The sequence below is a fragment of the Oceanobacillus alkalisoli genome, from assembly GCF_021556485.1.
GTDB lineage: Bacteria > Bacillota > Bacilli > Bacillales > Amphibacillaceae > Oceanobacillus > Oceanobacillus alkalisoli.
The window spans coordinates 78,637-101,448 of sequence record NZ_JAKGBW010000001.1 but is presented as its reverse complement, the minus strand read 5'-3'; the positions used below and the strand labels follow the sequence as shown (position 1 = coordinate 101,448).

Annotated in this window: 26 protein-coding genes; all 26 read left to right on the top strand. The window is 39.9% G+C overall.

Going from position 1 to position 22,812, the window contains the following annotated elements; all coding sequences use genetic code 11:
- Positions 1 to 3 precede the first annotated feature (3 nt).
- The 26 genes from LZD48_RS00605 to lhaT all read left to right on the top strand — a co-directional run bounded on the left by LZD48_RS00605 (position 4) and on the right by lhaT (position 22,787).
- A complete protein-coding gene (locus tag LZD48_RS00605; RefSeq protein ID WP_235760796.1) occupies positions 4 to 1,038 on the top strand; it encodes an NAD(P)H-dependent glycerol-3-phosphate dehydrogenase in 1,035 nt (344 codons plus the stop codon).
- 149 nt (positions 1,039 to 1,187) lie between these two features.
- Positions 1,188 to 1,448, top strand: coding sequence for a stage VI sporulation protein F (locus LZD48_RS00600; RefSeq protein ID WP_235760795.1), 261 nt, complete (start codon positions 1,188 to 1,190; stop codon positions 1,446 to 1,448).
- 231 nt (positions 1,449 to 1,679) lie between these two features.
- Entirely contained in the window at positions 1,680 to 1,877 is a 198-nt protein-coding gene (locus LZD48_RS00595; protein WP_235760794.1) for a DUF2768 domain-containing protein, read from the top strand.
- 19 nt (positions 1,878 to 1,896) lie between these two features.
- A complete protein-coding gene (locus tag LZD48_RS00590) occupies positions 1,897 to 2,622 on the top strand; it encodes a YphF family lipoprotein (protein ID WP_235760793.1) in 726 nt (241 codons plus the stop codon).
- Positions 2,623 to 3,076: 454 nt separating this feature from the next.
- On the top strand, positions 3,077 to 4,555 hold the full coding sequence (spoIVA, locus tag LZD48_RS00585; RefSeq protein WP_235760792.1) for a stage IV sporulation protein A: 1,479 nt from the start codon (positions 3,077 to 3,079) through the stop codon (positions 4,553 to 4,555).
- A 326-nt stretch (positions 4,556 to 4,881) separates the two neighbouring features.
- Positions 4,882 to 5,154 carry a non-specific DNA-binding protein Hbs gene (gene hbs / locus LZD48_RS00580; protein ID WP_235760791.1) on the top strand — a complete coding sequence of 91 codons (273 nt, stop codon included), beginning with the start codon at positions 4,882 to 4,884 and terminating at the stop codon, positions 5,152 to 5,154.
- Between the two features lie 152 nt (positions 5,155 to 5,306).
- Positions 5,307 to 5,534: a trp RNA-binding attenuation protein MtrB gene (mtrB, locus tag LZD48_RS00575; RefSeq protein WP_235760790.1), complete on the top strand. Its 228-nt coding sequence runs from the start codon at positions 5,307 to 5,309 to the stop codon at positions 5,532 to 5,534.
- A gap of 115 nt (positions 5,535 to 5,649) precedes the next feature.
- Positions 5,650 to 6,441, top strand: a complete 792-nt coding sequence (locus LZD48_RS00570; protein WP_235760789.1) for a heptaprenyl diphosphate synthase component 1 — start codon at positions 5,650 to 5,652, stop codon at positions 6,439 to 6,441.
- Between the two features lie 2 nt (positions 6,442 to 6,443).
- Positions 6,444 to 7,157 (top strand): demethylmenaquinone methyltransferase, encoded by a 714-nt coding sequence (gene menG / locus LZD48_RS00565; RefSeq protein ID WP_235760788.1) that lies wholly within the window; start codon positions 6,444 to 6,446, stop codon positions 7,155 to 7,157.
- A 42-nt stretch (positions 7,158 to 7,199) separates the two neighbouring features.
- Positions 7,200 to 8,171: a heptaprenyl diphosphate synthase component II gene (gene hepT / locus LZD48_RS00560; protein ID WP_235760787.1), complete on the top strand. Its 972-nt coding sequence runs from the start codon at positions 7,200 to 7,202 to the stop codon at positions 8,169 to 8,171.
- A gap of 77 nt (positions 8,172 to 8,248) precedes the next feature.
- Complete coding sequence (ndk, locus tag LZD48_RS00555; RefSeq protein ID WP_235760786.1) at positions 8,249 to 8,695, top strand: nucleoside-diphosphate kinase; 447 nt, start codon at positions 8,249 to 8,251, stop codon at positions 8,693 to 8,695.
- Between the two features lie 696 nt (positions 8,696 to 9,391).
- A complete protein-coding gene (locus LZD48_RS00550) occupies positions 9,392 to 10,171 on the top strand; it encodes a CheR family methyltransferase (RefSeq protein WP_235760785.1) in 780 nt (259 codons plus the stop codon).
- A 119-nt stretch (positions 10,172 to 10,290) separates the two neighbouring features.
- Positions 10,291 to 11,460 (top strand): chorismate synthase, encoded by a 1,170-nt coding sequence (aroC, locus tag LZD48_RS00545; protein WP_235760784.1) that lies wholly within the window; start codon positions 10,291 to 10,293, stop codon positions 11,458 to 11,460.
- Positions 11,460 to 12,527, top strand: coding sequence for a 3-dehydroquinate synthase (aroB, locus tag LZD48_RS00540; protein ID WP_235760783.1), 1,068 nt, complete (start codon positions 11,460 to 11,462; stop codon positions 12,525 to 12,527). The genes aroC and aroB overlap by 1 nt, the downstream gene beginning before the upstream one ends.
- Positions 12,528 to 12,529: 2 nt before the next feature.
- Positions 12,530 to 12,907, top strand: coding sequence for a chorismate mutase (gene aroH / locus LZD48_RS00535; protein ID WP_235760782.1), 378 nt, complete (start codon positions 12,530 to 12,532; stop codon positions 12,905 to 12,907).
- Positions 12,908 to 12,910: 3 nt separating this feature from the next.
- A complete protein-coding gene (gene hisC, locus LZD48_RS00530) occupies positions 12,911 to 14,005 on the top strand; it encodes a histidinol-phosphate transaminase (protein WP_235760781.1) in 1,095 nt (364 codons plus the stop codon).
- A gap of 4 nt (positions 14,006 to 14,009) precedes the next feature.
- Positions 14,010 to 15,113, top strand: a complete 1,104-nt coding sequence (locus LZD48_RS00525) for a prephenate dehydrogenase (RefSeq protein ID WP_235760780.1) — start codon at positions 14,010 to 14,012, stop codon at positions 15,111 to 15,113.
- An 18-nt stretch (positions 15,114 to 15,131) separates the two neighbouring features.
- On the top strand, positions 15,132 to 16,424 hold the full coding sequence (aroA, locus tag LZD48_RS00520) for a 3-phosphoshikimate 1-carboxyvinyltransferase (protein WP_235760779.1): 1,293 nt from the start codon (positions 15,132 to 15,134) through the stop codon (positions 16,422 to 16,424).
- 113 nt (positions 16,425 to 16,537) lie between these two features.
- Positions 16,538 to 17,794: a tetratricopeptide repeat protein gene (locus LZD48_RS00515; RefSeq protein WP_235760778.1), complete on the top strand. Its 1,257-nt coding sequence runs from the start codon at positions 16,538 to 16,540 to the stop codon at positions 17,792 to 17,794.
- 14 nt (positions 17,795 to 17,808) lie between these two features.
- Complete coding sequence (locus LZD48_RS00510; protein WP_235760777.1) at positions 17,809 to 18,378, top strand: ReoY family proteolytic degradation factor; 570 nt, start codon at positions 17,809 to 17,811, stop codon at positions 18,376 to 18,378.
- 149 nt (positions 18,379 to 18,527) lie between these two features.
- Complete coding sequence (locus LZD48_RS00505; protein WP_235760776.1) at positions 18,528 to 18,761, top strand: hypothetical protein; 234 nt, start codon at positions 18,528 to 18,530, stop codon at positions 18,759 to 18,761.
- A 234-nt stretch (positions 18,762 to 18,995) separates the two neighbouring features.
- On the top strand, positions 18,996 to 19,454 hold the full coding sequence (locus tag LZD48_RS00500; RefSeq protein WP_235760775.1) for a YpiF family protein: 459 nt from the start codon (positions 18,996 to 18,998) through the stop codon (positions 19,452 to 19,454).
- A 198-nt stretch (positions 19,455 to 19,652) separates the two neighbouring features.
- On the top strand, positions 19,653 to 20,168 hold the full coding sequence (locus LZD48_RS00495; protein WP_235760774.1) for a QcrA and Rieske domain-containing protein: 516 nt from the start codon (positions 19,653 to 19,655) through the stop codon (positions 20,166 to 20,168).
- A gap of 6 nt (positions 20,169 to 20,174) precedes the next feature.
- A complete protein-coding gene (gene qcrB / locus LZD48_RS00490; protein ID WP_235760773.1) occupies positions 20,175 to 20,849 on the top strand; it encodes a menaquinol-cytochrome c reductase cytochrome b subunit in 675 nt (224 codons plus the stop codon).
- 18 nt (positions 20,850 to 20,867) lie between these two features.
- Positions 20,868 to 21,659, top strand: a complete 792-nt coding sequence (locus LZD48_RS00485; protein WP_235760772.1) for a menaquinol-cytochrome c reductase cytochrome b/c subunit — start codon at positions 20,868 to 20,870, stop codon at positions 21,657 to 21,659.
- Positions 21,660 to 22,208: 549 nt separating this feature from the next.
- Positions 22,209 to 22,787: a lipoprotein heptaprenylglyceryl N-acetyltransferase LhaT gene (lhaT, locus tag LZD48_RS00480; RefSeq protein WP_235760771.1), complete on the top strand. Its 579-nt coding sequence runs from the start codon at positions 22,209 to 22,211 to the stop codon at positions 22,785 to 22,787.
- The last annotated feature ends 25 nt before the right edge of the window (positions 22,788 to 22,812 follow it).

Genomic DNA, 22,812 nt, shown 5'->3' with positions numbered 1-22,812 from the left:
TATATGAAAAAAGTTGCTGTGTTGGGCGCAGGAAGCTGGGGGACGGCTTTAAGTATTGTTTTAGCTGATAATGGACATGCTGTAAGGCTTTGGAGTCACCGGGCGGAGCAAGCTCGGGCGATTAATCAAATGAAACGAAATGAAAAGTATTTAAATGTCGAATTACCGGACAAGATACAAGCCTTTTCTGACTTAAGTGAGGCAGTAGAAGATACTGAGGCTGTCGTAATTGTTGTACCGGCAAAGGCAATCCGTGAAGTGACCCGTTCGTTACGAGGGATTTTACCAGAAGAGGCAACCATTATTCATGCAACAAAGGGGATTGAACCTGTTACGTTAAAGCGAGTGTCAGAAATGATTGCGGAAGAATTTCCAGCCTATCCTTCTGATGATATTGTCGTTTTATCCGGTCCAAGTCATGCGGAAGAGGTGGCTTTACGACATCCGACCACGGTAACAGTTGCCGCGAAGAACCCACTGAAAAGCAAACATGCTCAAAATCTTTTCAATAGCGATACATTTAGAGTGTATACAAGTCAAGATGTACTAGGGATTGAGCTAGGCGGGGCATTAAAAAACATTATCGCACTCGGAGCAGGCATTTCAGATGGATTAGGGTATGGTGATAATGCAAAGGCAGCCCTCATCACAAGAGGACTTGCTGAAATCACACGCTTAGGAACGTCGCTTGGCGCTAATCCTATTAGTTTCTTAGGGTTATCTGGTGTTGGTGATTTGATTGTGACATGTACGAGTGTTCATAGCAGGAACTGGCGTGCGGGAAACCTATTGGGGAAAGGGCATAAACTGGATGATGTCCTAAGTGAAATGGGGATGGTTGTTGAAGGGGTGCGTACGGTGAAAGCAGCACACCAGATTGCTGAAGAGCAAGATGTCGAAATGCCGATTACTTCTGGAATTTACCACATCCTCTTTGAAGATAAAAAACCTAAAGATGCCGTCACCCAATTGATGACGCGGGATAAACGCGAAGAAATGGCTGGTCTTGACCAGCTGCTTAAGGAACTGTATTCCTGATTCACACGCATTTTCCATCCTTGCATATACTATTTTGGCAGTAAGAAAGTATAAATCCTTTCTTACTGCATAAGTACAACTAAGGTCGTCACCGAAAAGCCTGGTGACGACCAAGTTTTCTAAAAATAAAGAATCAAGGAGGAAATGCAGTGAATAATTTTCAGAAAGGCATGTTCGATAAAATTAATCAAAAATCGAACATATCCCCCGATGAGATTTATAAGGTAGCAGATTCTGTAAAACATGCTGATTTTTCCGACGAAAAAACAGTGCGCGAACTTATCCAACGTTTATCAAGATTAGCGAACAAACCTGTCTCGAAGGAGAAAGAGGATAAGATCGTAGAAGCGATTGTTAAAAATAAAGTTCCAATGAACTCACAAACCATGAATAACTTATTCGATAAATAAAAGGACATTAGGCAGATGAGGATACAGAACATTGCATTCTCGCATACAATAAATCGCACAAGCATTCATGGATAGAGCCTGCAAGGGTATTATCTAGTCACCCGGAACGGAGCGGCCCCCTCTGTTCCGGTTTTTTTGTAAGCTAATACATCTTGATATAATTATATGAATTGCTTATGGTATAATATACGGTGGTCTTAAGCAGATTCTATAAATCAGGGGTGAAATGAAATGAATATATCCATGTTTAAAATGTACGTATCGTTTGCTGGAATGATTTTATTATTTTTAGCAATGGGTCTGATATGGTTAAGCAGAAGAAAATTAAAGGGCTGGATAGCGGGAGTCGTTTCCCTGCTTGCTTATTTCAGCTTAGTATCTGGTGCGCTAATTATTCTTTTTGTCGTGTTTACAGGACCTACAAGATAATGGATCAGGAGGTTAAAGAGTGAAAGCTTCATACATAAAAATAGGTTTACTTATCTTCTCCTTCATTCTGCTTGCAGGCTGCATGTACCCTGACAGTGAACGAGTGGAGAATCAAGTACCACATGCCACGCAGCTGGATACCGTTCAGTCCGCGGTGCATACCTATCAAGAAGAGACAGGCGGTCTTGTACCAATCCGTACAAAACCGAGCGATACACCAATTTTTGAAAAGTATTTAATAGACTTTAATTTGTTGAAGGATTATAGTGCGATTGCGGAGATCCCGGGCAATGCTTTTGAAAACGGTGGCTATTATCAATATATCTTAATCGACCCGGAAGTTGAGCCAACTGTTAAAGTAATTGATTTAAGAATCACAGAAGCTATTCGCAGTGTCAATATTCGAATGGATGCTTTCCGCCAGGAGCATACATACCCGGCTTTTGGTGAAAAGATAGAAAATGGTATTTATCTGGTTGACCATGAGAAATTAAAACTCGATAGTCCACCCACGGTTGTAAGCCCATATAGTCAGGAGCACTTGCCGATTATAATGGATGTGGATGGAAACCTTTATGTGGACTACCGGATTGACTTGCAGCAAGCTTTAAATGAATTTGACCATGATTATGAAGAAGGAGATGACATCCGTTTCCTTTTAACCGACAATACGCCCTTTGCACCGGCATATTCGCTGCCTTACACGGTGAAAGACGGAGAACCGGTTTTAATGATAGAGGAATAGCAGTTCTAAAAATATGCATAAACCAACACCCTCGGAACATATACTGTTCCGAGGGTTTTTTACTGTTGATTTATATTATATTTTCTATTGTAGAAGGATACTGCGAATCCTACTGGAGGTCCGCAGTCCCTATACCTCTCCCTTTCCACAGGCGGCCTGTGAGCCCCCTTTTGGGAAGCGTAGTGTGTTTCTAGAGGGTGGGATACAATCCATGCAGAATAGGTTGATACTGCAACCTCCAGTAGAAATATCTGAATATAAATCAAGTTAAGCGTTCGTCTGTATATTTTAACTATAGTTTCATATCTCAGAGGGGAGGAGCCGTGGAGAATATATAAATGTATTCTAGTATTGATTAATCATGCATATTTCATTAGGACAACATCATAGACTTGTAATGTCACGTAATATTCCGCTGTATTTCTAATAGTTTTTAGGATCGGGAGGGATTTCTTTGGAGAAAATCGATATTTTTAAAGATATTTCTAAACGGACAAACGGAGATATATATCTTGGAATAGTCGGGGCTGTCCGTACGGGAAAATCAACATTTATTAAAAGGTTTATGGAACTCGTCGTCTTGCCAAATATTGCCGATGAAAGTGATAGATCAAGAGCAATGGATGAACTGCCGCAAAGTGCGGCTGGGAAAACAATCATGACAACTGAACCTAAGTTCATTCCTAATCAGGCTGTCACGGTCAATGTAGAGCAAGGATTGGATGTGAACGTCCGACTTGTCGATTGTGTCGGCTATGCGGTGGAAGGGGCAAAAGGATTCGAGGACGAAAATGGACCAAGAATGATTCATACTCCTTGGTATGAAGAACCTATTCCGTTTCACGATGCTGCAGAAATTGGAACACGGAAAGTTATTCAAGAACATTCTACTATTGGAATTGTCGTAACGACCGATGGATCGATTGGAGAAATTGCTCGCTCAGACTATGAAGAAGCTGAAGAAAAGGTAATCGAGGAATTAAAGGATGTTGGAAAACCATTTATTATGGTAGTAAACTCCGTTCGTCCGACTAGCCCGGAAACAGAATTTTTAAGACAGGAATTAGCTGAGAAATATGATATTCCGGTGGTTGCAGTCAGTGTGGAGAATATGACAGAGCAAGATGTTTATAAAGTGCTCCGGGAGGCCTTGTTTGAATTCCCTGTACTTGAAGTGAATGTCAACCTTCCGAGCTGGGTGATGGTGCTTAAAGATGAACATTGGCTAAGGGAAAATTATCAAAGCGCTATCCAAACAACTGTGAAAAACATTAAACGCTTAAGAGATGTTGATGAAATCGTTGCAACCTTTTCGGAATACGATTATATTGACCAAGCCAACTTGGCTGGCATGGAAATGGGAGAAGGAATTGCTGAAATCGATCTTCATGCACCACCGGAATTGTATGATGAAATATTAAAAGAAATCGTTGGGGAAGAAATTCGCGGGAAAGATCACCTCCTAGAACTCATGCAGGAATTCACTCATGCCAAACGAGAGTATGATCAGGTTGCAAGTGCTCTTCAAATGGTAAAACAGACAGGTTACGGGATTGCTGCTCCAAGTGTACAGGATATGATTCTTGATGAACCAGAAATCATCCGGCAAGGAACAAGGTTTGGTGTAAGACTGAAAGCAGTTGCCCCGTCCATTCATATGATCAAAGTGGAAGTGGAATCAGAATTCGCGCCAATTATCGGAACGGAGAAACAGAGTGAAGAGCTTGTAAGATATTTAATGCAGGATTTTGAAGACGACCCACTATCCATCTGGGAATCAGATATATTTGGAAGGTCGCTCAACTCCATTGTGCGTGAAGGAATTCAAGGAAAAATTTCATTAATGCCTGAAAATGCCAGATACAAACTAAAGGATACATTAGAGCGAATCATCAATGAAGGCTCTGGCGGATTACTGGCAATCATATTATAGCAGCTGAAAAATGCTGCTTTTTATTTTTGGACGGCAGGAAAATTGAAACCCTCGTCGAATAGCTATAGTATAGGGTAATCGAATAAAAAACTACTTTCACATCTGAAATATCTGACAAAGGAAACGAAGTAGCTGTTTTTACAAAAAATATGAGGAAAAAGCGCATATATTGTTGAATTTATAAGCGAATTCGTTTAATATTAGCCTTGTTACTAATTGATTTTAGTAACCGGGTATAAAAAGAGACAAAGATGTGAACAAATGAATTAAGTAGTTTTTTGTTTGTTACACTGTCAAGCTTAACATTTCGGGAGGAGGTGAATGTCATGAACAAAACTGATTTAATCAATGCAGTAGCTGAGCAAACTGAGCTTTCAAAGAAAGACGCAACAAAAGCAGTTGAAGCTGTATTTGATACTGTCATGGATTCACTTAAACAAGGTGAAAAAGTACAATTGATTGGTTTCGGTAACTTTGAGGTGCGCGACCGTGCAGCACGTAAAGGCCGTAACCCACAAACTGGAGAAGAAATCGAAATCCCTGCAAGCAAAGTGCCTGCGTTCAAACCAGGTAAAGCTCTTAAAGATGCTGTTAAATAACTTGCTACATAGGGCTTATAAAGGGTACGTTTCATACGTACCCTTTTTTAATGCATTTATTATTATTGCAAAAAGCATGCAGACCGTGTGGATATATGCGTATAATAGAGGATGATAGATTTAAAATACAGGGTGTTTAAGGGGATGAAAGCATGAAAGAGGCAAATTTCAAAACAGATTTTATTGTTATTAAAGCACTGGAAGACGGTGTAAATGTCATTGGGCTCACCCGAGGAACGGATACGAAATTTCATCATACAGAAAAACTCGATAAAGATGAAATCATGATCGCTCAATTCACGGAGCATACGTCTGCCGTAAAAATTCGTGGAAAAACTGTTATTCAAACGAGTAATGGCGAAATGAGCAATGAAAATTAGCAGATTCGTTATTTTACAAATTTTACTTTTACATCTATGGGAAGATGTAGATTGAAAATAAATATGCTATAATAACTAAGGCACTTCTATAGACGAAAGGGCTTAGGTGATTTCTTTGAGTAACTCGGTAAATGAAATATTACGTTTTAAAAAAACAATAGAGGAAAAAATAGAATATGATTTTCTATGGAAAAATATTCAAAAGCCCGTAATCGATGAAGATAAGTTATTTATTCTATCGAAGCTCATTCCGGTAAATCTTGCGCTTCCCCATGTAAAGCGTGATGCATATATTATTACGACCATGCTTGTTCAAATAGCATTGGATACCCATGAACTTGTTAATGAAAATAAAGCAGATGAAAGTACGGAAGAAAACTTAGCTAGGCAGCTTCACGTACTGGCCGGTGACTATTATAGTGGCTTATACTATTATTTGCTCTCACAAATAGATGAATTTGAATTTATACATAAGTTGGCGTCGGCGATTAAAGCGATTAATGAGTTGAAAATGAAACTTTACTACGAGGAATTCACAAGTTTTAACGAATATATCGACTTGAAAGTTCGGATCCACACAACATTATTAAAAACAGTCGCAGCATACTTTAATCACAATGAGTTTGTAGATAACTTCACACAATGGTTCTATATTTCAACACTCCAAGAGGAAAAAGAACGTATGTTGACGGATGAAATTGTGCTTAACAGTATGTTAGATGTTAAACGCTCAAATGTGTATATGAACAATGAAGATAGATTTAGATATATACTCCATAAAGAATGGTTAGTTCTTCAACATGGAATAAATCAACTGCCACATTCATCTGGAGAAATCTATGCCTACTTTGATAGCAGAAGAGATGATGATGTTGTTATGAATACTTCGAATGTGGAAGAAGGGTAAAGATGCAAAAACAATCGAAAGAAGAACGTGTTCATCACGTATTCGAAAAAATATACCAAAATTATGATTCCATGAACTCTGTAATTTCTTTTCAACAACATAAATTATGGCGGAAAGATGTCATGGAACGAATGCACGTAGAAAATGGTGCAAAAGCATTAGATGTCTGCTCTGGCACAGGAGACTGGGCTATATCCCTTGCTAATGCGGTCGGTGACGAAGGAGAGGTCGTCGGTTTAGATTTCAGCAAAAACATGCTCTCTATTGCCGAAGAAAAACGTGATGCATTAAATTTATCACAGCTTAGTCTTGTTCATGGGAATGCAATGGATCTACCTTTTCCAGATAATACATTTGATTATGTTACAATCGGATTTGGTTTACGTAATGTCCCTGATTATTTGACCGTATTAAAAGAAATGTATCGGGTCGTTAAACCGAATGGTAAAGTAGTTTGTTTAGAAACGTCTCAGCCGGAGATTATTGGCTTCAGGCAATTATATTTCTTTTACTTCCGTTTCATCATGCCGCTTTTCGGTAAACTTCTTGCGGAAAGTTATGATGAATATTCCTGGCTGAACGAATCAACAAAACATTTCCCTGATAAAAATAAGCTAAAAGAACTCTTTCAGGAAGCAGGTTTTTCTTTTGTCGAAGTAAGGAGTTATACACTCGGCGTAGCGGCAATGCATATGGGAACGAAGCAGATTCGCTAAATATACCAGCTAAGTTGCAATTTAAAAGTATAGGTGACACATATGAAACTTCCTAAAACATACGGATACTTAAAAAAAGAACTCGAATTAATCGAGGCATCTTTAAATCAATCGATTCAAGCGGATCACCCAGTGTTACGTCAAGCCTCGACAGATTTATTGAATGCGGGAGGAAAAAGAATTCGTCCTGTATTTGTTCTTCTTGCGGGACAACTCGGTCATTATGACGCCGAGAGTATCAGCAAGGCAGCAATTGCGCTTGAATTAATACATATGGCAACACTCGTGCATGATGATGTGATTGATGAAGCTACCCTAAGAAGGGGAAAGCCTACAATTAAACATACTTACTCTAACCGGGTAGCGATGTACACAGGGGATTATATTCTTGCAAGAGCTTTAGAAGAAGTAACGACGATTAATAATCCAAAAGTCCATAAAGCCCTTTCTAAATCTCTTGTCGAGGTTGCAATCGGTGAAATGGAGCAGATTAAAGATAAATTTAATTGGGATCAGACACTCCGGGATTATTTACGGCGAATCAAAAGAAAAACCGCATTGTTAATTGCAACAAGTTGTGAACTTGGTGCTATCCTCTCTGGTCTGCCAGATAAAGATATTAAGCGGATGTATCGCTATGGTTACTATATTGGAATGTCCTATCAAATTATCGATGACATATTGGACTTCACGGAAACATCCAAGCAACTTGGTAAACCTGCCGGAAATGATCTTCTGCAGGGAAATATTACGCTTCCTGTATTATACGGAATGAATAATGAAAAATTCTACTCCTATACGAGGGAAGTATTTAGGGAACCGGAAAATGTTCATTCTGAAGATATGAAAGCTGTCATTGAGCAATTGAAACAAACGGATGCAATAAAGAAATCTTACCAATTAAGTGATTTATATTTACGGAAAGCTTTAGGAACCTTAGAAGGTTTACCTGCCAGCAAATCAAAACAAACCTTGCAATCTATTGCAAAATATATTGGAAAACGTAGGACATAAGGAAAATAATTGTTATTTTCCTTATAATTATGTATAATTTTAGCGGTTACATAATCATATACTAAAGGGGTGCTTGTATGGAAAAGACATTTTTAATGGTGAAGCCAGATGGAGTACAACGCAATTTAATTGGGGAGATTGTCCAGCGTTTTGAGAAAAAAGGATTCAAACTTGCAGGGGCAAAGTTAATGCAAGTCTCAAACGAATTAGCAGAGCAACACTACGGGGAACATAAGGAGAAGCCTTTCTTTGGTGAATTAGTTGAATTCATTACCTCTGGACCTGTTTTTGCAATGGTGTGGGAAGGTGAGAATGTAATTGCGACAGCGCGTAATATGATGGGTAAAACAAACCCAAGTGAAGCAGCGCCAAGCACAATTCGCGGCGATTACGGAATCACAGTCGGGAAAAACATCATCCACGGTTCAGATTCTCCAGAAAGCGGAGAGCGTGAAGTCAAACTATTCTTTGATGAAAGCGAATTAATTACGTACGATAAAGCAGATACAACCTGGATTTACTAATCCAACCAATCAACCTCCGTTACCAAACGGAGGTTTTTAAGAACAATTTGAAGACAACTCTATTACTGACACAACTATCCAAGCCTAAAACAACTGGGAACCTACTAAAATCCTAACAAGAAAACCCGCTGAATCGCCTACATACAGCGTGAGTGTGCCTAACCCCGAAACTTTCTACTGGAGGTCCGCAGTCCAGACACCTCTCGCACCTGCTGAGCGGCCGGCAAGCCTCCTCTCGCTGAGCACTAAGGGGTCTCGCCAGGCCTATCCTCCCGCAGGAGTCTCGAGGCGTCTGGACTGCTCCCAGGAAAGGCCAAATATGGATCACTGTTTAATGTTCCAGAGATATAATTCCTATCGTGACGGAACAATTTCTATTCAGAGAATTATCTAACCAGTTCAGTTGCCCGGTGGACGGTGACTCCTGCGGGAATAGCACGTGTCCGAAGACCTGAGCAGGAAGTGCCCTTCTTCCGAGGCAGACTAAGAACGCCACGTCCTATGGCAACGTCTGCATTAGCACGTCCTTTGCGTCGAGGCTGAGGCCGTGCCCGAGGATGCGCATCCGTCCACCGGGCAACTGAACGGCGATTAGAGAACCACTCTAGAGAGCCTGCAAATCACGTACGCTGTATGAAAGTAATAAGGGGTTATGGAACTGACAAGAGGAATATTAATTTTTAAAGGAGGGGTATGATGATTGATGATTACACAGAGTTCATTGAGCGTGTGAATAGAAGACATGACATCGACCTCAGTTTATATAAAGAAACACAAATGAAACGCAGAATTACAACTTTAAGAAACAAACGCGGGTTTACCAGCTATATCCATTACTTCGAAGCGATGAACAAAGACAATGAACTGATGAAAGAATTCATTGATCGCTTAACAATTAATGTGTCGGAATTTTTTCGGAACAAAAAACGTTGGGACGTTTTAAAAGACCGGGTTGTTCCAGAATTAATCCATAATAAATCACGCATTACCATTTGGAGTGCAGCATGCTCAACAGGTGAGGAGCCATATAGCTTAGCAATTCTATTCAAAGAATATTTCCCTACTGTTAAAGTAGATATATTAGCAACCGACATCGACGAGGAAGCCTTGAAGAAAGCGAAGGAAGCAGTATACACGGAACAAGCTTTAAAAGAAGTCCCCACAATTTTAAAGCAAAAGTATTTTACATATGAAAAAGGGATGTATCGATTAGATTCTGCTTTAGAGCAAAACATTACTTTCAAGAAGCATAACTTACTTGCCGACCGTTATCCTTCGAATTATGATCTAATTGTCTGCCGGAATGTGCTCATTTACTTCACAGATGAAGCAAAGGATAAAATTTATAACGGATTCAGTAATACACTGCGTGAGAATGGTGTACTATTTGTCGGCAGTACGGAACAGATTTTTACACCTGAAAAATATAGTTTGCAATTATTAGACACTTTCTTCTACCAAAAGACAAAATCTTAAATTTATTCATATTTACATAATTTATGACCAAAAAGATGTCTGAATATGTTATAGTAATTAGAAATCTAATCAGTGACCTTAGAAAACTAAATTGAATGGGAAAAAAGGAGAATGCTACATTGAGATATTTAACTGCAGGAGAATCACATGGTAAACAACTAACTACAATTCTTGAAGGCATCCCTTCAAAGCTTCCGATAACGAAAGATGATATCAACGAATCCTTATTGCGCAGACAGCAAGGTTATGGTCGTGGCAAGCGGATGCAAATAGAAACGGATCTCGTTGAAATTATGGGTGGAATCAGACACGGTTATACATTAGGTTCTCCTATTTCACTCGTTATCCGTAATGATGATTTCAAGCATTGGACAGATATTATGGGGGAAGATCCAATTCCAGAAGATACGAAACTTCGCCGTGTAGTTACACGCCCTAGACCAGGACATGCTGATTTAAACGGTGCATTAAAATATGGTCACCGTGATATTCGCAACATCCTTGAACGTTCTTCCGCTAGGGAAACGGCAGCCCGTGTAGCTGCAGGAGCTGTAGCAAAGAAGCTGCTTAAAGAGCTTGGGATAGAAGTTGCCGGGTATGTAAAAGAAATAGGCGGAATTGTTGCCGAAGATCAAGAAGGAATGTCAATGAAAGAAAGGCAGGAAATCTCGCGAAAATCTCCTGTCATGGTGCTTGATCCTTCTGCAGAAAAAGAAATGATGGAAAAAATTGACCATGCTAAAAGTGAGGGAGACACCTTAGGTGGAGTTTGTGAAGTATATGTCGAAGGAGTCCCAGCAGGTGTCGGCTCATATGTGCATTACGACCGTAAGCTTGATTCACGGATTGCCGGAAGTGTAGTTAGTATTAATGCCTTTAAAGGAGTAGAATTTGGTATTGGTTTTGATGCGGCTAAAATTTATGGAAGTGAGAACCATGATGAAATCGCCTGGAATGAAGAGCTTGGCTACCATCGTACATCCAACCGGTTAGGTGGATTTGAAGGTGGAATGTCCACTGGAATGCCTCTCGTCGTAAGAGGAGTAATGAAACCAATCCCTACTTTAATGAAGAAGCCTTTACAAAGTGTTGATATCGATACAAAAGAAGAGATTACAGCAACGATTGAACGGTCGGACCCATGTGCTGTCCCAGCTGCTTCCGTTGTAATGGAGCATGTAGTCGCATTTGAAGTTGCAAAGGCAATAACAGAGCAATTCCCGCATGATCAATTCCCGCAACTGAAAGAAGCGCTGGATAAGTACCGTGAAGAAATCAGGTGGTTTTAATGCAAGAACTTTCCGTTCAGCATAGCAATGGCTCGTATTCTATTTTTGTAGGCAATGGAATACGTTTTGAGTTACATAAATATTTTAATAAATCCTATTCTAAAATCTTCATCATTACAGATGATACGGTTGAAAAGTTATACTTGGACGATGTAAGAAAAGGATTATCAGACTATGATTTTTCTCATTTTATCATTCCAGCTGGTGAGGAATCTAAGCATATCGATGTTTATTATGAAGTTCAGACAAAGGCGATTGAAATTGGCTTGGATCGCAACGCATTAATCATTGCGTTAGGTGGCGGTGTTGTTGGAGATTTAGCCGGGTTTGTTGCAGCGACATTTATGCGCGGAATTGATTATATTCAAATCCCGACAACAATCCTAGCCCATGATAGTAGTATTGGAGGGAAGGTTGCAATCAACCACCCCCTTGGGAAAAATCTCATTGGAGCATTTTATCCCCCAGTCGGTGTTTATTACGATATGGAAACATTAACTAGTTTATCAGAACGAGAGAAGCGTTCCGGTTACGCGGAACTTATAAAAGAAGCTTTAATATCCAGTGATGAATTATTTCAAGATATGCTTGCAACAAAGCTTGCTTCCCTTGAACAAGAGAAGTTACAGACATATTTAATGGCAGGTATTAAAGTAAAGCAGGAAATCGTGGAAGCGGATGAGCGCGAACAAGGTGTCCGCAGCTATCTTAACCTCGGACATACGCTCGCCCACGCGCTTGAGGCAGAATTAGGCTATGGAAATATTACGCACGGAGAGGCAGTTGCCATTGGATTATTATTTGCAATCCATGTCAGTGAAAGGGAATATGACTGCAATTTGCCGTTTGATAAATTAAAGGAATGGTTAACGGATAACAACTATCCCCTCGCTGCATTCACTGTTGACACGGAAAAAATTATCAACCATATGAAAACGGACAAGAAAGCGACGAAACAACGCATTAATATGGTGCTTTTAAAAGAGCCTGGTAAATTAAACAAGGAAGAACTGACTGATGAGACATTACAGAATCATCTAGATACATTTAGAAAAAGGCTGGTGTAAATATGGTATCAAGAGGAATACGAGGTGCAACTACAGTAACAGAGAATACAGCTGACGAAATTATTTATCATACGAAACTCGTTTTGCAGGAAATGATTGAAGCAAATGATGTCACTCCGGAAAATGTCTCACATGTTTTTATTTCCGCGACAAAAGATATTGATGCTGTATTTCCCGCCCGGGCACTTCGAGAGTTCTCTGGATGGACGTATGTACCGGTTATGTGTATGGCTGAGATCGAAGTAGAGAACAGTTTGAAAAATTGTATTCGTATTATGATGGTCGTGAATACAAATCAAAATCAAGCAGAGGTTAAACATATATTCCATAATGAAGCTATTACGCTCAGGCCAGAATTAGTTGAGAAGAGAGGACAATAGAAAGTGAAGCAGAAACAAATACTTAGCCAATTGACAGCATATCAACAAGGTAAGCAAACGCACGAGATCAAAGAAGAGTATGGGCTTGAAAGAATTGTTAAACTCGCATCAAATGAGAATGTATATGGTTATTCTTCTAAAGTAAAAGCCGATTTAGCTGAATATTTACCAGAATTGAATATTTATCCGGATGGGCATACAGCAGAACTGCGAACTGCTCTTAGTAAAAGATTCGAAGTGGAAGAAGATCAATTGATTTTCGGTAGTGGTTCAGAAGAGCTTATCCAAATTATTTGCAGAGCATTCGTCCAAGATGGAAGCAACACGGTTATGGCGGCTAATTCATTCCCGCAATATAAACATAATACATTTATTGAAGGTGGTACGGTAAAGGAAATTCCGATTGCAAATGATGGGACACATGATCTTGAAGCAATTCTTAAAGCAATCGACAAGGATACCGCCGTCGTCTGGATATGCGCACCAGACAATCCAACAGGCACAATAAATGCAGAAGACGAATTCCTCCAGTTTATGAAAAGTTGTCCGAATGACGTATTGGTCGTATTAGATGAGGCATACCGGGAATTTGTGGGAGATGAATATCTACTTGATTCTATTACATATACGAAATCTTTTTCCAATTTAATATCATTGCGGACTTTCTCGAAAGCATATGGATTAGCTGGCTTACGTATCGGATACGGAATTGGTAGCCCCGAATTAATCCACAACTTGAACGTCGTCCGCGGTCCTTTCAATACGACATCAGTAGCACAAAGAGCGGCAACAGTTGCATTGGAAGATCAAGCGTTTATTAACGAAACGAAAGCTAAAAACATAGAGGTAAAAGAAGTATTTTATCAGTTCCTTGATGAACTAAAGTGGAGTTATTATCCATCCCACACAAATTTTATTCTCGTTTCCACACCTGCAAGCGGGCTGGACGTCTTTCAATATTTAATTGAAAATGGGTTTATTGTTAGACCGGGGGAACTACTCGGTTATCCGAATTCCATTCGAGTTACAATCGGCACCAAGGAAGACATGCAAACATTACAAAATTTATTACAGAAATTTGATGAGCAGATTAGGTGAAAAAATGAAGAACCGAAATATATTAGTGGCAGGTATCGGACTTATCGGTGGCTCACTAGCAAAAGCAGTGAAAATCAATCCAGAACATACCGTTCTTGGCTATGATTTGAATGAAGAAAGCTTACAATATGGACTAGAACAAGGAATTATTGACAAAGCATACACAGATTTCACTCTTGCTGCACAAGAAGCCGATATTATTATACTTGCAGCACCCATTTCTGAGACAATTGCATTAACCCAGAAACTTGATACCATCACATTTGATAAACAAGTGATCGTGACGGATACTGCATCAGTGAAACATGCGATCATAGAAGCGGCCGAGCAGTTAACAAATGAAAATATAGCATTTATCGGCGGGCATCCGATGGCAGGTTCCCATAAACGAGGAATTGGGGCAGCCAGGTCCCATCTTTTTGAAAATGCTATTTATGTTCTTACTCCATCTATCCGGAGCACGAAGGAAATGGTTACTACTTTAAAAGAAGTGCTAAGCCCAACGAAAAGTAAATTTGTCGTGTTGAAACCAGAGGCACACGATGAGATGACGGGTGTAATCTCACACTTCCCACATTTAATCGCCTCTTCACTTGTGCATCGAGCAAAGAAATGGCAGAAAACACATGACTTTCTGCCAAAGCTTGCCGCAGGGGGGTTCCGAGACATCACAAGAATTGCTTCTAGTAACCCGGTGATGTGGCAAGATATCTTTTACCATAATCGGAGAAAGATGTCTGTCTTGCTGCAGGAATGGATCGAAGAAATGATACATTTAAAAGAACTGGTAGACCATAATGAAAAGCGGGCAATGATCGATTACTTGGAAGACGCAAAAAATTACCGCGATAGAATTCCAACAAAAACAGCTGGTGCAATCCCTGCCTTTTACGATGTTTATGTTGATATTCGAGACCAGGCCGGGGCATTAGCATCTGTCGTACAGATTCTTGCGGAACACGATCTTAGTATTAAAAACATTGAAATACTTGAAATACGTGAAGGAATTACAGGGGTACTCCGTGTCAGTTTCTACACGAAGGAAGCACAAAAACAAAGTAAGCATTATTTAGAAATGAATGGATATGAAACGATGATCCAAAATTGATACATAGGACGTGATTCGATGGCAGAGAAAAAAATTTCACCTCAATCGTCCGCTCTTATAGGCGAACTCGAAGTACCAGGAGATAAGTCAATATCTCATCGGGCGGTAATTTTTGGATCATTGGCAAAAGGCCAGACCAAAATTGACCATTTTTTAGATGGAGAGGACTGTCTCCGGACGGTAGATGCTTTCAGGCAGATGGGAGTAGACATTGAGCAGCAAGGTGAATCAATTGTAATCAACAGTGGCGGAGCAGAAAACCTGATAGAACCAAAAGTACCCCTATACTTTGGAAACTCGGGGACAACTGCACGTCTCATGATTGGCTTATTATCCGGCTTACCACTCTTTACAACAATTTATGGAGATGCTTCGTTATCGGAACGGCCGATGGACCGGGTTGTTCTGCCTCTTTCAGCTATGAATGCAGCAATATCCGGTCGAAGTGATGCCAAACTGCTGCCATTAGCAATTAATGGGAAAGAATTACAAGCAATTCAATACACTTTACCAGTCAAAAGTGCCCAAGTTAAATCTGCATTGCTATTTGCCGGCCTTTTTGCTAACGGTGAAACAGTAATAACAGAAAAGGCCAAAACGAGAAACCATACGGAAACAATGCTTGAAGCATTTGGGGCAGAGCTTGCTGTTCAGGGGAATACCATCCGTATGAATGGAAAACAAGCCCTGAAGCCTGTAGATATTTATGTTCCGGGAGATATTTCTTCTGCAGCTTTTTTCTTAGCCGCTGCAGCAGCTAAACGAGATAGCTCGCTTGTCATAAAAAAGGTTGGACTGAATCCAACCCGGACAGGAATTATTGACGTGTTAACTCAAATGGGAGCACAAATTGAGATTAGTAATAAAAAGAGAATAGGCGGAGAACTGCTTGGTGATGTTAAAATCAGTAGTTCCAGCTTGATAGGAATTGAAATATCCGGTGATATTATCCCGCGATTAATTGACGAAATTCCAATAATTGCTCTGCTCGCAACCCAAGCAGAGGGCAGGACGGTTATTAAAGACGCAGCAGAGCTTCGCGTGAAAGAAACAGACCGCATTGCTGCTGTTGTCGAAGTGCTAACAACACTTGGAGCGTCTGTGACAGCAACTGAAGACGGGATGATTATCGAAGGGAACCAGGAATTGACAGGTGGAAACATATCAGCTTATCATGATCACCGCATGGCAATGATGGGTGCTATCGCTTCCTTCTTTACGACAGAAGACATCGTTATCGACGATATCTCATCTATTGCTATTTCTTATCCGAGTTTTTTCGAAGATCTAAAAAAAATAACGACAAACTAACCCTCTAACCAAAGAAAGCCAAATCACTACCGCTTTCTTTGGTTTCTTTTATTGAATAAGGAAGGTGTTTTCGATATTATTACAGTAAGCATGTTTACAGAAAGGATGGAGAAATGGATACCATCTTACAAGCAGTTGAATTAGTCGAACAAAATAAGATACCACAAGCATTGCGTTTATTGGAGGAATACGCTCCAAAAGCAAATGATGATGAAAAATATACCATTGCCGAATTATACTTACAATGGGGATTTCTTGATGAAGCAGAACTCATTCTTTCAGAACTCTTGATGAAATATCCTGTTGAGAGTGACTTGATCCTAAGCTTAGCTGATATTGCAATAGAAAAAGAAGATGACGAAAAGGCAATTGCGCGCTTAGCAGAAATTCCAGAAGAGGATCCCGCCTATATTCAAGTATTAATCCAACTAGCCGATTTATACCAAGTGCAGGGTTTATTTGAAGTCGCAGAACAAAAACTGTTGACAGCTAAACAAAAGCTGCCGAATGAGGTCATTATTGATTTTGCTCTTGGAGAACTTTCTTTTTCAACCGGAGAGTACAAGAAAGCTGTTACGTATTATGAAAAAGTTGCCAAAGAGCATAATATGTTTGCTGATGTTTCTGTGCTGGACCGGCTCGCGGAATCCTATGCAGGAATCGGCGAATATGAAAAAGCACTTGGTTTTTTTAAAGATGGACAAGAACAGACTCCAGATAAATATTTCAAATATGGTGTTACCGCAAGCCAAGCAGGAAGAAATGATATAGCAGTCACCGCCTGGCAAGAAGTAGTTGAGTTAGATCCTTACTACCATTCCGTTTATGAAAATTTGGCTAAAGCATTACAAGATGAAGGAATGGTTCAAGAAGCATTTGAGGTAGTGGAAAAAGGATTGAAACAAGATACATTCAATAAACAGTTATATTTTCTTGCAGGCACAATTGCGCGCCAGCTGAATAATGATTCGGCAAGTGAAGAATATATAAGAGAAGCAATTGCGATTGACCCGGACTATAAGGAAGCAATCCTCTTTTTCCTAGAATTTTTAAAGGAAGGGGACAGGCATACAGATATTATCGACCTGCTCGAGAGTGTGAAATCAATCGGATCACTTGAACCTTTATATGATTGGGAACTGGCAAGAGCTCATAACGAAGAAGAACAATATAAAGAAGCTTTGCATGCTTATCAGGATGCGTATACGAGCTTGAATGATGACACGGATTTTCTGAAAGAGTATGGTTACTTCCTTACTGAAGAAGGACTGGTATCTGAAGCAATTACCGTGTTTCGTAAATATTTACAACACGTTCCTGATGATTATACGATTGAGGAATATTTATCCCGGTTACACGCTCAAGATTAATGAGGAGGATTCATATGACTAACACTGTCATTCATCCGCATGAGAAGAAAGCATTTATTTATTGGTTCCTGAACCAATATGAAATGAAGGTTAGAGAAAGCAATTGGATTTTAACTTATTTAGCGAGCAATAACAAGCTACTGCGGAATTTACATTTCGTTCGTCATGCAAAGGCTTGCCCGCGCAGTATTATAATCTCAACTTCATGTTCAAACGGGCCAGCATTTCGTTTTCACCGGGAACGATTAATTACGTCCGATCCGGAAAAAGCTTTTCATGATATCCGTTTAAACGATGATGAGCCCCTCTATGTTCAATTGAATTTCCATCAATGGAAGCAAAGTCCGCAGTATGCATTCGTCCTAGAGGAAAATCCATTTTTATCGGATGAAAATTATATTACAGAGGAAGACAAGCAGGAAGCAGAGCGGGTGATTAACTATACACTTCAAGCACAGAAGAAAGACAGATTATTAAAGAAAATTGATGAATCGCTCGATGAAAGAAATTATGAAAAATTTATCAGACATTCTGAAGAACTAAAGAAAATCGAGAAAATCCTGATGAATCAACCAGTTTCTTAATGAATAGGTTGATTCATCAGGATTTTAAAGCTTCCCTCCTCTTAGCCTAGCGTAGGTAAAAGATGAACCATTTATTTTGCCTGAAATTATTGATAATTATTTTCTTTTCGGGTATAACAGAACATAAGTTCCGGTGAGGGGTGAGTATCATGTATCGTGGAAAGCGTGTTTCTTTTCATGCATCGAAGGAAGCAATCGATCACTTGTTTGCATGCAATCGTCTGTCTGCTGATGTGTGGAATGCTTGTTTAGAAGGTGCTAAAAACTATCATCTCCAAACCGGTAAGTGGATCAATCGAACCCACTTACAACAAGCAATCAAGAAAACGGTCCCCCTTCACAGTCAAAGTATCCAAGCAGTGGCACATAAATACAATGAGTAGTAAATGGCGTGTTCCCGCCCACATGTATTGATGTGTTGCTTATTATGAGATAAAGAACACACACCACCATTAGGTGGAGCGTCTCCTAACCGATGCGCACGGGAAATCTTTTTCTTTAAGATAAGAAACCTCCAACTTCAAGAGATGTTCATCTTTAAGTGGATGGAGGTTCATGGTAAGCTTAGAATTAGAAGTATAAGAAAATTGATAGAACAGAGAGGCTGATTAATTGCAATGAAGTGGAGAAAAGATGATTTGGAAAAATATGTGCAAGCGAAAGAATATATCGACACCATTCTGGTACCATTAGTTCCTTTTCAGTTGACAAATGATGCTGATTTAGGGAAAAACGCCTTTCAGCAAGAAGTGATTACGATATTTGCAAATGAAATCGAGCAAGAGTTAAGTGGCAGAGTATTGTTAATTCCGAGCTATCTCTATTTAAAAGATGGAGATAAGGCAATTGAAGTAGAGCGACTGAATCAGTGGATCAGTGAAACAAAGAATCAACCGTTCAAGCACTCCATTTTACTCACCTTTGATTCATCCTGGAAAAAGCATGAAAAAGAACTTGTTGGTGATCTGCTATGGATACCTGGTGTTCAAACAGGAGACATTCATTCAAAAGAAATGCAAGAGATGATCCGGGATCAAGTTTCCCAGTTATCAGAAATTGTTCGTTCCTACTGGTAATTTTAACACTTAATCTGTAGCACCACTTCATCATTTTAGTTGAAACATGTGTAAAAATGACTGTTAAATAGGAATATTATCTTTTGACTCTAGTTTATATATTGACCCAAGTGCAAGATTACGCTATCATGGTATTGTCCTAGTAATCTAAATTAATTTTCAAAATGTCCGTAACTAATGAAAAGAGGGGGGAAAATCATGAGTGAAGAGAAAAAGCAGCAAGTATCCCGTAGACAATTTTTGAACTACACATTAATGGGAGTAGGTGGATTTATGGCAGCTGGTCTGCTCATTTCTCCAGTAAGAATGGCAATTGATCCTGTGTTGAAAGCAGCAGGTGGTGGGGATTTGGCTAACGTTGGACTGGCTGTTGATGATATTACATCAGATCCGCAACGTGTTGACTGGAGCGTCGACCAAGTAGATGGTTGGTATGAGTCACAAGTAAACCGTTCTGCGTGGGTTTATAAAAATGATAGTGATGAAGTTATAGCCTTTTCCCCAGTATGTAAACACTTAGGTTGTGTTGTATCTTGGGAAGGAAGCGATCAGTATCCGAACGAATTCTTCTGCCCGTGTCATGATGGACGCTACTATAAAGATGGGGTAAACGTACCAGGTACACCACCACTAGCGCCATTGGATGAATATGAAATGGAAATTAAGGATGGAATGCTATTCTTAGGGGATCCAAAACCACACAGGGAGGCTTAATTAAAGATGCTACAGAAAATATACGATTGGATCGACGAACGCATCGACCTTCAACCAATTTGGCGTGACATCGCTGACCATGAAGTTCCTGAGCATGTTAACCCTGCCCATCACTTCTCAGCATTCGTCTATTGTTTTGGAGGATTGACATTCTTCGTAGTCGTTATTCAGATATTGTCTGGTATGTTTTTAACGATGTATTATGTGCCGGATATTGAAAATGCGTGGCGATCCGTTTATTACTTACAAACTGAAGTTGCACATGCTCAAATTGTTCGAGGTATGCATCACTGGGGTGCCAGTGTAACAGTTGTGATGCTTTTATTACATACTTTACGTGTGTTTTTCCAAGGTGCATACAAGAAGCCTCGTGAACTTAACTGGATGGTTGGGGTTCTGCTCTTCTTCGTCATCCTTGGGCTAGGATTCACAGGTTACTTGTTACCGTGGGATAACAAAGCGTTTTTCGCTACTCAAGTAGGTCTTGAAATGGCTCAGCAGGTCCCGTTTATCGGTGATCAATTGAAGATTCTATTAGCTGGTGACGCCTCGATTGTAGGTGCGCAAACATTGACTAGATTCTTCGCCATTCATGTATTCTTCTTGCCAGCTGCATTATTTGCACTACTAGCTGTACACTTTATCATGATTAGAAGACAAGGTATATCCGGACCACTATAAAAAGGAGGGGAAAGCATTATGCAAAGAGGGAAAGGCATGAAATTCGTTGGAGACTCGCGGATCAAACAAGGACCCACAGTCTCACGAATTCCGAAAGACTATTCAGAGTACCCTGGCAGAACAGAAGCTTTTTGGCCCAACTTTTTATTAAAAGAATGGTTGGCAGGTGCAGTATTCCTTATTGGATTCCTAATTTTAACATTAGCACATCCATCACCACTTGAAGGGTTGGCAGATCCAACAGATGCTGCCTATATTCCTTTGCCAGACTGGTATTTCCTGTTTCTGTATGAACTATTGAAATATGAATTCGCTAGCGGAACGTACATTATTCTCGGAATGCTTGGAATTCCTGGTTTAGCATTCGGTGCATTACTTCTAGCGCCGTTCTTGGATAATGGTCCAGGACGCAGACCACATCAACGTCCGATTGCAGTCGGAATGATGTTGCTAGGTTTAGTTTCTGTTATTTGGTTAACTTATTCTTCTTCTGCAGCTGTTGACTGGGAAGGTCGTGCGGAAGCGAACAAGCCTGTTCCGCCATCTGAAGAAGCAGATGTTGTGATTGATACAGAGCATCCGGGCTATGCTGCATATGAAACAAGCTGTTTAGCGTGTCATGGTGCTGAACTGGAAGGTACGGCAGCTCCTGCATTGTATGGTCCTGATTTTGACTATACTGCGGAAGAAATTGCTGATATCTCCGTAAACGGAACTGGAGCAATGCCTCCAGATCAATTTACTGGTACAGATGAAGAATTAGAACAATTAACAGAATTTATCTTATCCGTAAACGAATCAATCGAATAATATTATTCAGCATGAAAACCACCTTTGCCATTTCGATGGTAAAGGTGTTTTTTTAAAATGCTTTTAATACTTGCTTACAAGGAACAATAGGGCTTATAGTTAAATTATCCAATTAGGTTTTTCATGGTAGCAGTCCAGACACCTCGAGACTCCTGCGGGAGGCCGGCTAAGAACGGTCACGTCCTGTGACCAACGCCGGCATTAGAACTTCCTGTTCGGAGGTAGGCTTGGTGAGACCCCGCAGCAGGCTTGCCTGCGAGGAGGCTCACCAGCCGCTCAGCAGGTGCGAGAGGTGTCTAGACTGCGGACCTCCAGAAGAGAGTTTCGGAGTTAGGCACACTTACGCTGAGTGAAAGCGATCTGCATTGTTTTTTCGGATGGATAGTTTAATGAATTTCAGAATACGTATTTAATGCTTCACCACCATATGTAGTTGAGTTGGTTCGTTCCCAACAACATATGATGATGGAAAAGCCGACTTTGGTAATGATGAAATTCATTCAGTTAGGTGAATTATAGTTAATTTTAAAAGAATTGAGAGGTCGGCAGATGATTAAGTATATTCTTTCTAATAAAATATTTATTTTCATGCTTTTTATAGTAAACCTATTCGGTACAATCTACGGGTATATCTGGTATCTTCCACAATTATCAATCACACCCGATATATTTTTAATTTTTGTCCCGGATAGTCCGACAGCAAGCTTATTTTTTACGATTTTTCTTTTGTTTTTCCTGTTTGGCAGAAACGTCCCTTATGTAGAAGCGTTGGGGCTTGTCACCCTCGTTAAATACGGTACTTGGGCAGTTGTAATGAATTTACTTACGCTGATCATTGATGGTTCATTAAGTGCAGCAGGGTATATGTTAATGTTTTCTCATGCGGGGATGGCGATTCAGGCTGTGCTTTATGCGCCATTTTATAAGATTAAAATGAGACATCTTGTCGTAGCTGGAATCTGGACCTTACATAATGATGTGATTGATTACGTGTTCGAGATGATGCCAATTTATTCTTCATTAACACAATATATGGAGAGGATCGGTTATTTCACATTCTGGCTCAGTATCGCTTGTTTAATGCTTGCATACGGCTTAACGGTTAGGAAGCATAATAAATTATCCTAAGGTGATAAATAGGGTTCCCTCATCA